At 41.0% G+C, this 9,323-nt stretch carries 10 protein-coding genes; 1 reads left to right on the top strand and 9 read right to left on the bottom strand.

The genetic code is table 11. The features are described from left to right. The 7 genes from VGA95_12670 to VGA95_12640 all read right to left on the bottom strand — a co-directional run bounded on the left by VGA95_12670 (position 1) and on the right by VGA95_12640 (position 7,014). Positions 1–618, bottom strand: a complete 618-nt coding sequence (locus VGA95_12670) for a hypothetical protein (protein ID HEX9667393.1) — start codon at positions 616–618, stop codon at positions 1–3. A 127-nt stretch (positions 619–745) separates the two neighbouring features. Beyond that, entirely contained in the window at positions 746–1,564 is an 819-nt protein-coding gene (gene phnE, locus VGA95_12665; GenBank protein HEX9667392.1) for a phosphonate ABC transporter, permease protein PhnE, read from the bottom strand. Then, on the bottom strand, positions 1,539–2,390 hold the full coding sequence (locus VGA95_12660) for an ATP-binding cassette domain-containing protein (protein HEX9667391.1): 852 nt from the start codon (positions 2,388–2,390) through the stop codon (positions 1,539–1,541). The genes phnE and VGA95_12660 overlap by 26 nt, the downstream gene beginning before the upstream one ends. Positions 2,391–2,401: 11 nt before the next feature. Then, positions 2,402–3,295, bottom strand: coding sequence for a phosphate/phosphite/phosphonate ABC transporter substrate-binding protein (locus VGA95_12655; protein HEX9667390.1), 894 nt, complete (start codon positions 3,293–3,295; stop codon positions 2,402–2,404). 18 nt (positions 3,296–3,313) lie between these two features. Next, the gene (locus VGA95_12650; GenBank protein HEX9667389.1) at positions 3,314–5,218 is read right to left on the bottom strand and encodes a cytochrome c peroxidase; all 1,905 of its coding nucleotides are present in this window, start codon (positions 5,216–5,218) and stop codon (positions 3,314–3,316) included. A 21-nt stretch (positions 5,219–5,239) separates the two neighbouring features. Beyond that, positions 5,240–5,929, bottom strand: coding sequence for a metal-dependent transcriptional regulator (locus tag VGA95_12645; GenBank protein ID HEX9667388.1), 690 nt, complete (start codon positions 5,927–5,929; stop codon positions 5,240–5,242). Positions 5,930–6,174: 245 nt separating this feature from the next. Next, positions 6,175–7,014, bottom strand: coding sequence for a hypothetical protein (locus tag VGA95_12640; protein ID HEX9667387.1), 840 nt, complete (start codon positions 7,012–7,014; stop codon positions 6,175–6,177). Positions 7,015–7,345: 331 nt separating this feature from the next. On the opposite strand from VGA95_12640, the gene VGA95_12635 reads away from it, so the two are divergent. Further along, entirely contained in the window at positions 7,346–7,843 is a 498-nt protein-coding gene (locus VGA95_12635) for an acyl-CoA thioesterase (protein HEX9667386.1), read from the top strand. A gap of 110 nt (positions 7,844–7,953) precedes the next feature. Here VGA95_12635 and VGA95_12630 read toward each other — a convergent pair whose 3' ends face one another. Further along, positions 7,954–8,355, bottom strand: coding sequence for a hypothetical protein (locus tag VGA95_12630; GenBank protein HEX9667385.1), 402 nt, complete (start codon positions 8,353–8,355; stop codon positions 7,954–7,956). Positions 8,356–8,433: 78 nt separating this feature from the next. Next, the gene (locus VGA95_12625; GenBank protein ID HEX9667384.1) at positions 8,434–8,841 is read right to left on the bottom strand and encodes a surface-adhesin E family protein; all 408 of its coding nucleotides are present in this window, start codon (positions 8,839–8,841) and stop codon (positions 8,434–8,436) included. Between the last annotated feature and the right edge of the window lie 482 nt (positions 8,842–9,323).

The raw sequence follows: 9,323 nt of genomic DNA, 5'->3' as shown, positions 1-9,323 counted from the left end.
TTAGAGGTTGATTAATTGGCTCATTAATCTTCTGACTAATAAGCTATCTGTGGCCATTTCAAGAATACTCCTAATTGAACCTACACATTCTCTAATTACATCTACATCCGGTTTCGGTTGAGATATTTGAACATCTATAGTGATTAATTCGGCCCTTAGTTTGGATTTAAGCTCAGGTGTGATGTGCAATTTATCCATTGAGCCCTTTATCAGCTCTGTTGATTTTTTTAATTCCTTGTATTTAATTGAACTTATTTGGGTGTCATGCTTTGCTTCATAAAACTGTTTAGGTAACTGCGACTCATCTGATCTACCAAAATGCCTAACCCCTAAGACAGCTGGAAAATACTTGGTAGGAGCCACGGGATTCAACTCCGCCTCCTCTACTGCACTGATTCCCTTATTTGTGATTGTGATCTTTTCTTCGTTTAAATACACGATAGCCAGACCTTCATTATTAATGTAATCAAGGATATCATTGATTTCTTCGTCTTCGAAGCCTAATTCTTGACCCAGTCTATATACGCCTTTAACCGGATTTAGGACATATGCTCCTGTTTTCGGGTATAACTTACTAAGGTAACTGTAACTTTTAAGCTTGGTTTCATCATCCGTCATTAACGTAAAAACCAGATCAAAGATAATTTACTTCGTTCTCAGAACCTAAGATTATAGATATATATCAGGATCACTTCTATAACCATACCAGAAAAGGAGTTATGATGAGAATTATTAAGATCCAAAGCTACCTCAACCTCCTCCGGATAGCAACACTTATTTGCTCAACCATGACTACCATCAAGAGTACGACAACCGTAAGCGTTGCAACCTTTTCATACTGAAAAGCACGTATGTAGAGTAGAATGTAGAAACCAATTCCGCCTGCTCCAACAAGCCCCAGGACCAATGATTCACGAAGGTTCAATTCGAACCTAAAGAATGTGTCTCTTGCCAAATCGGGACCGACCTGTGTTAAAATTCCGAAACGAACCCTCTGCCAGAGACTTGCGCCAACGCTGTCAAGGGCCTCCAGAGGACCACTCCTGGCACTCTCAATCGCCTCAGCATAGAACTTACCTAACATGCCAGTAGAATGGAAAGCTATAGCTAAGACACCCGGAAAGGGTCCCAACCCCACTGTACTGACAAACATAAGGGCTAAAAGGATTACCGGAATACCCCTTAGAACTGCCAAAAACCACTTCATAGGTTGACTAACCCAGCGCGGCGAAATATTCTCTGCCGCAAGAAGGCCGAGAAAGACTGACGCTATGGCGCTGATGAAGGTTCCAAACAAGGCAATCTGCACAGTTTCACCAGTTGAAACAAATACCGTTTTTGCAACCGTCATATCGGGCGGAACCAACCGGCCGAAAAACTCAGCCATACGAGGCATACTGTTGAGAAGCTTTTTGATATTAAAGTCTGTCCCTGACCAGGCCCAGGCTATAAGAATTACTAAAAACAATAGGCCGCCTGCACGCCACATACTATCGATTAATCTTGGGCGCGGGTAGTCAAAGCCTTGGATTCCACCTTCAATGGGAAGGTTCTTCTTGTACATTTGAACTAAACAGTTGAGAGGTATTGATTCCGGGGTCAAAAATTGAACGAAGGGCAATAGGATTTAGAAAGCTCGCTTCATCATCATGAATGATCTTTCCATGCTTCAATCCAATAATGCGGTCAGCATAGCGCTGCGCCAGCGCGGGCTGATGAAGATTCATAATCAAAGTTACTCCATGCCTGTTACTTACCTCTCCAAGCAATCCAAGAATATCATCAGCCAATGAGGGATCGAGATTGCTTACGGGCTCATCCGCCAGGATTATCTCAGCCTCCTGAGCCAGTACCCTTGCAATTGCAACCCTTTGCAACTGCCCCCCGCTCAAGGTATCGGTTCGCTGGCCTGCCTGTTTTTCGAGATTGACCTCCTTAATCGCTCTCATGGCTGCTTTCTTATCCATGTCTGGAAACCATCCGAATAGGCTTAAAAAGGGGTTAACCATCCCTAATCTGCCCCACAATACGTTTTCAAAAACTGTGGCACGGTCAATTAGATTAAAATGCTGAAAGATAAAGCCTATTCTTCGGCTTAGATTCCTGTTTCGAATCGGTCCCGTATCTTTATTGTATTCAAAAATCTTTATGAGGCCGGATTCGGGATTGACATAGCCATTAATCAATCGTAAAAGCGTGGTCTTGCCTGCTCCGCTCTGACCAATTACGGCAACGCGCTCTCCCTTTTGTATATCCAACCGATCGATGTCTATGACCAGTGGACCATCATGTGTATAACGAACCTTTATATTCCTAAGTGAAACTACATTTACAGCCTTTTGATTCTGAAAACTTTTTAAGTTACCCTCTAGATTTGGAATCTCTTCCATTGAACGCTCCTCTATTTATTAAGGAATCCATATAACTCGGCCATTTCCTCAACCGATTCGTAATCCTTGTGACTAGCCTCAATGTAACCGTCAGGGCTATAGACATGCCTTAGAAGATGTTTATATTCTGGTAGATTGAGTTTCAACATAGCTTTCTTAAAAGCCTCTTTCCTCTGCTCATCAAAATCCTTTCGAACACACACCAAATGAGAAGGTATTGGCTTTGACTCGGCTATCCAGGTTATTTTTTCCAGTTGATTAGGAGTTAAAAGCAAATCGGCAAATTGACTGGATCCCGCTGCATCCACTAAACCATTTGCCACAGCCTGAATCGCCTGCTGGTAACCCCCTGCAAAATACACAGTACCGAAAAATATCTGAGGGTCATCAGTGGGTTTGAGAAGCCCAGCCTGCACGAATATGTCGAGTGGATAAATATAGCCGGACTCTGATATGGGATCGGCAAAGGCAATGCTCTTGCCGCGAAGATCTTCTAATTTTTTTATGCCGCTTTCTCTTCTAACAAAGATCCGACCACGATATGTGGGACTTCCCCTGTAAACCTCAGAAAGTATAACGTTTGCCCCTATCAGGTCATGAGCAAGGACATAGGGTAATCCACCCATAAAGGATATATCAGCCTCACCATTCCTAAGGGCTTCCACAGCAGCGGCGTGATCCTGAGTCACAAACCCCTTAACTGGTATACCCATCTCTTTCTCAAGATACTCGGTAATAATCTTGATGTCTCCAATCAGTTTTTCAGGATTTTCCTGTGGTATAAACGCAAGCACTAGGGGCTTTCGTTTTTCCAAATCAGACCCAGCGTCAGCCTTTGAGGAACTAAAATAGAAAGTAAATAAAAATAAAAGAAAACAACATGAAATATATATTAATCTTTTCATCTCTTTCTCTCTATTTCATCACCTAAGTTGAGAGCCATATTCCTTTTCCAATTCCTGATATTCCATCCACAGTCTAGTCGAACCCTTCCAATCGTCAGCCTCTACTGCATCGAGTATTTCCTCGAGCTTGTCAGATAACGCATAAACCTTTGGAGCCTGACTAAGGTCTTGCAAACCAATAGCATCCACTCTTAAATCACTCGATACGGTTCTCAGGAGAAGCTCGGTGTGAACCTTATCCTGGGCCGGTATAAGTGTATTCAAGGTGCTTACAAAGGTAGAGAGTTCATTCCAGTCCATCAGGAAGCGTGTGTTCTTCTCATCAAATAACTCGAATGGATCTTCTCCTGCTCCCACAGCCTCGAGATATGAGGTTAAGTCCAATTTCTGTCCTTTAGAAAGCCCAAGTTTATAATGTCCGTCAAACCACTCCACAATATCTGAAAGAGCTTCTAATGACCCGTCGTGAAAATACGGAGAGGTATATTTGATATTTATAAGTGTGGGTGTATCAAAGAAGCTGTCACGAGCGCCCGGACTGGCTGGGTCACCCGATCCGATATCATGCCTCAAACCATCCATGAAATTAGCGCTAGGTATATGACACGTACTACACGAACGTCCACCCATTCCTTTGAAGGGAGTATTGAAAATCACCTGCCCTCGCTTAGCCTCCACCGATGCCTTATCGTTTAAGGTGCCGTCTGGATTTAAATAATTCGAGGGGAGCCAGTCGAATTCAAACATATACGCAACCATGGCATCCAGCATGAGCGGAGTTGGCTCTTCTCCTCCGAATTCGTTTACGATAACGTTACGTATAAAATCCCTGAGACTCGCGAATCTACCGTCCCTACCGTACGGAGCCGTAAAACGCAAGCCCCTTAGACTCGGTATATCTATTGCATCATTCCTGTGATCATTAAACCGATGATTAAAAAAGTGGCCGTCTACATCCACTGAACCCGGTTTTTGACTTATACCTGGAATTAAGAATCGTTTATTAATGTCACCTCGATTATGACAGGTCGAACAAGCTAAACCCAGACTCCTTGCGGGCTCCCCAAATATTTCGGGGGAGTCAAACAACATATCCCCGTAAGCAACTAAAAACAAATCCTTTTCATCGAGACCCCGTTCTTCGAAATTAAGAACCAACCGCGGCAGGGGATCCTGATCGTTCAAATCACTACCAGGCGGCAGCCAAGGAGCTATGTTTACATTATTGTTAGCAGTAGCAACCGTTTTCGGCAGCGGGGTTATCTCAACAGCAGATCCTTCTACTTCGGCTTCATAATTATCAATTAAATAATCGTCTACCAGCCTTCGTGCATTTTCAAATTTCTTTGGATCAGCATCCTTTACCCCTACTCCAAGGACGCCGGAGCTTCCCGTGCTGCTCGACATCTCCAACCATGCTCTTCCCATTTTGTCGTAAGCTGGTTGATCGGCTTGTTCGAGAAAGTTTTCAAACGCCCGGTAAATCCTCCTCGCATTCAGCAACTCTTCGAGTGCGACGCCGGGCCTTTCAAGATTCTCCTGTGCTTTAGCTAAATGAAATCTTATCAACTGTGAAACGGCTCGAGTAGAAATCGCATAAAGTGCCACCCTATCCTTCTTTGCAATCGCAACTTTTATCAAGGATTCATAATCTTCACCGCTATATTCCTTTAAGGGTTTAAACGCCTCATAAACTGAAGTAAATTTATATCCTGGCCCATTAACAGTCATAAAATCCTTCTCAATCAGATCCCAATCAATCGGTTTTAGGTTTGCGTAGAATAAGCTTCTAAGATACGCTGCCGGTACAGGGTGCCAAGGCTCTTCCTTGATGATATGTGCATTCGCGGGCACGGAAAATAAAAATAAAGATATTACGTATTGTAGTAAATTCGTACCGACTCTCTCTAGACCAAATTTCATTGTCTCTAATTCTTCTCCAAGTTAATGCTTCTTCTCTACCCGATCGAGGGTTTTTTCAAGCTGAGTTACATAAATCTTCTTTGCAACCTCCAACGGAAGGTGATAGTGCGATTTGCCAACCTTAATATCCAAGTCACCCTCAAATGGAGTCTTGCTCCTAATGCTTATACTGACACCAGGCAGCAAGCCCAGTTTAAACATGAAGCGGAGTTTTTTCGGATCGCCATCGCTAACGCCGTGGATCACCAAGGTTTTACCCACTTCTGCATCTGCCAATGTATATCTATCATCTACGTTCTCGATATCACCACTTTTTGTCGGAATAGGATCCCCATGAGGATCGGTCTTGGGATATCCGAGGACCCTGTCTATACTGTCTAAAATTTCATCTGATATATAATGTTCGAGCTTTTCAGCTTCATCATGAACCTTATCCCACTCCAGCTTTAGAATCTCCTTCAAGAATAACTCGACCAGCCTATGCCGACGAATTACCTTTACAGCAACCTTTTCACCCGCATCTGTCAACACAACTCCATGATAGGAAATGTGTTTTACAAATTTCTGCTTTGCCAGTTTCTTTATCATAGAAGTGACAGTTGCATTGGAGAGTTCTAACCTCTCCGCGATGGCAGATGTAGTTACTTTTTCCTTCCCCTTTCGAAGCTTATATATTGCCTTCAAATAATCTTCAACAGTCGGACTTATCATTTGATTTAATTAATTTTATCTTTAGATCGACCAATATAAGTTTTTAGAGTAATCTAAATTATACGGAAAATCATTCCTACGTCAAGACTGTTTTGTATCTGTTATTAGAAATACGGTGGTCCATTACTGAAATGAGAATCCCACCAAATGTGACGAGCTGGACTTTAGCATGCCACAAAATAACGGGTTGAATGGGGGATTAAAGTCTTCTTCCACATTGTTATTCTCTGTTAACCGTAAATACTTCAAAAAAGAAACGTAAATGCTGTAGTGATCAATAATTCTTTATCTATATTCCTTGTATGAAGATCAGGCGTAACTCCAAAAATAATTGTCAGCATTTCCGAAACCGGGGCCGTAAATCCAGCGGTTAAATTAAATACAGAAACACTACCTTCACCTTCCGCATCTTCAAACGAATAACCAGCCTCTATCACGGGTTGAAACCAAGGTCTGACAAAATAGCCAAATCCCAATTCAGCCACAAATCCTGCACTTTTATCTTCAACCAAGGCTAGAACAATATCCGTATCCAAAGAAAAGGAATCGCTGAAATTCTTCGTAAGGATCAAGCCGAAAGGTTCAATTACCCAAAGATCGTTACTGCCACTAGTTGGAAATGTGATTCCTCCCTGGTAGGCCAGCGAGAACGGAAATTTATCACCTTCATCAATGAACCTGAATTTCATTCCAGCCTCTACATTGCCGAGATTAGCCTCCGGATCTATTACATTCGAATCTTCAACGGAAAGATATCCGGCATTTGCGCCAATCTCTAAATTATCCACTACACCCAAAGTAAAACGCCCGCCGGCGTCGAATCCAACCGAATTATCCTCGTCATCAACGAAAACCAGGCCAAAAAACGGCTCAATCTCTAAGTGCCTTTCAGGAACCGTTTCTGTGCTCGGCACTATAACCTTTGTATTGGAAATACCACCTACCGCAAATACCTCATGGAAGGAAAACAAAACGAGTACCAAGAAAGCGATTTTTGTGTGAAAGGTTGATAAATGTACAAACTCACTGTTTTCACTGATTCCTTCGATGAAACATATAAGCTGGTTGTAGAAATTTGAAATCATATTAATACAGTCCCTCTAAATCGGCATTCTAAATTCCCCGGATGGTCTGGACGCACATTTAGAGTGATAAAACTTCAAAATTAGAGTGATCTAATATTAATCTAACTTCACTATTTGTCAAATTGTAAAATCTTATCTAGCAGACATGAAATATAACCCGAAGGTTCATTAAAAAGTAAACTCGAGAGAATCCTGAGAATGTGCGCCATACTTTGAATTTGAGCTCGTAAATAACAAAACAAAATAATTACTTAAACTATTGGTTAAAGTGAGTACAATCTAGTAGTTCTGAATACTCGTTTAGTACGAGAAGGGGGCAAAATAGATCGTTATGGAAAAACCATCTAAGGCCAAAGAATCTACCGAGGTCACTAATTCCGAGCTTGTTCTTCCCCCACACACCAATCATTACGGCAATATATTCGGGGGGACACTTGTCTCATTCATGGATATTACCGGCGGTCTCGCTGCTATGCTTTTCTGCAACGAAGAGGTCGTCACAGCATCTATTGAAGCACTAGATTTTAAGACACCCATAAAACAAGGGGATATTATAGAACAAAAGGGAAAGGTCATATACACCGGCAAGACATCGATGGTTGTAAGTGTTAAGGTTTACAGGATTGAAAAATTTACCGGTAAGAAAGAGTTTTGCTGCGAAGGATATTTCGTATATGTTGCAATAGATGAAAAAGGAAACCCGAAATCCATACCAGCATTAAAAATCCCAACCGAAGTAGATAAAGAAAATTGGGAAATCGGAAGGCTCATAAAAAATAGAGCCTTGAGTAGACAAGAAAGACCTTCAGCTAAAACAAAAGAATTCTAACGAAACCGTAATGTCTTAAAGGAATGTCCTGACAAAACTCCCTAAAACCTTCATTTAACAGAAATTAGAGAATTCAATACTGGCTTTGCTAATCGGGTAAAAGCACCACGTTAACCTAAGATCTCAAACGATTTCGCCTTTACAACATTTTTAAACTTAAACAGAAAATAATTCTTTTCCGTGCTGAACTTCCCATGGATTCGGAGTTTTTCACCTTTTTCAATGCCCAAGTGCCCCTCAGCATAAACGTTTATTATATTCTTCTCAGGATCCACCAACTCGAATAAAGTATAGGGTTTCCCGGTGAATGATTCAGTAAATTTCAACCTGGAGACCTCGCCTTGTAACGTAATTTTTCTTCCTTCATATTCGTTGGGATAGGAAACCACCTTTTCTATTGTAGGTTCCAACACTGGAACGGCAACATCTTGGGCTTTAGATATATACGTAAGAAATAGAATAGAGGATAACAACGTTGATATTATCGTCATAAACTTAATCTTTTTCGACAACTCTTCTCCTCCTTTAGAGATCATCATAGGTGTTAGATGAAAATACCCTACCAAAGGATGCAATATGCAATAATTGGACTACTTCTTATAATTACAAACAAATTGATAAATTTTCTCATCTAAACTTCCTTCGGGTATTGGCACATAAATCAAATCCTGTTTTTCTGATCCCACAAGTTCACCATTCGTACTATAAACGTCTATCCTGGATATTGCCTGAGTCCTATTTGAGCAGTTATAATGAGCAAAACTCAACAAATCCGTATAAGTCTTTCCCTCGTTATATGTCTGTGGTTTAGAAAATACAGATTTTAACAAAGCGCTCCTAACATCTCCTTTTATGTTTATGCTCTCTATTTCGATAAAATAATCCGTTCTACCAAATTTTGGAGATTCAGGAAGTTCTCCAAATTGTCGCCAAGTGGCCGAATATGCAATAGACGAGCAAAAAATTATAAAAGAGATGCATACTACCCACGTCCTCATAAATAAAAATTTGATCCTCATATTTATTGCCTCTTTACACTTAACATTTTGGCTTTTTGGAATCTTTTTGTTCTAATTATATTAACTCCCCTCTGATTTTCAACCCCCGAAATGTTCTTTTCCGAAATACTTTTATTTAGATTCGTAAGGCTCTCTTGTATGATTAAACCATGATATGGATCAAAAGTTACTCATGATTTCTAATGAGATAGTTAATTGACAGGGCCAGTAAGATAAGACCGGCAATTTATATGTAAATTGTAAATGTACTAGGGGGAATATTCGCGCCGGAAAGGGTTTGAACCCACGACCTTCCGAATCGTAGTCCGAGTTAATAGGGTTCTAAGCCTCTTCGAATTATTAAAAATCCACTGACCGTCATGAAATTAATGGAAATCTTTATTTCTATATGGTTTTACACAAATTTAGATACTGAAAATTCCGGATGGTTCTTTAAATATTCTTCAAGAAAAAGGGGGGGC

This window comes from Thermodesulfobacteriota bacterium, from assembly GCA_036397855.1.
In the GTDB taxonomy this organism is placed as follows: Bacteria; Desulfobacterota_D; UBA1144; order Nemesobacterales; family CSP1-2; genus DASWID01.
Note: the sequence above shows the minus strand (reverse complement) of the source record. Positions and strands in the feature narration are given on the sequence as shown.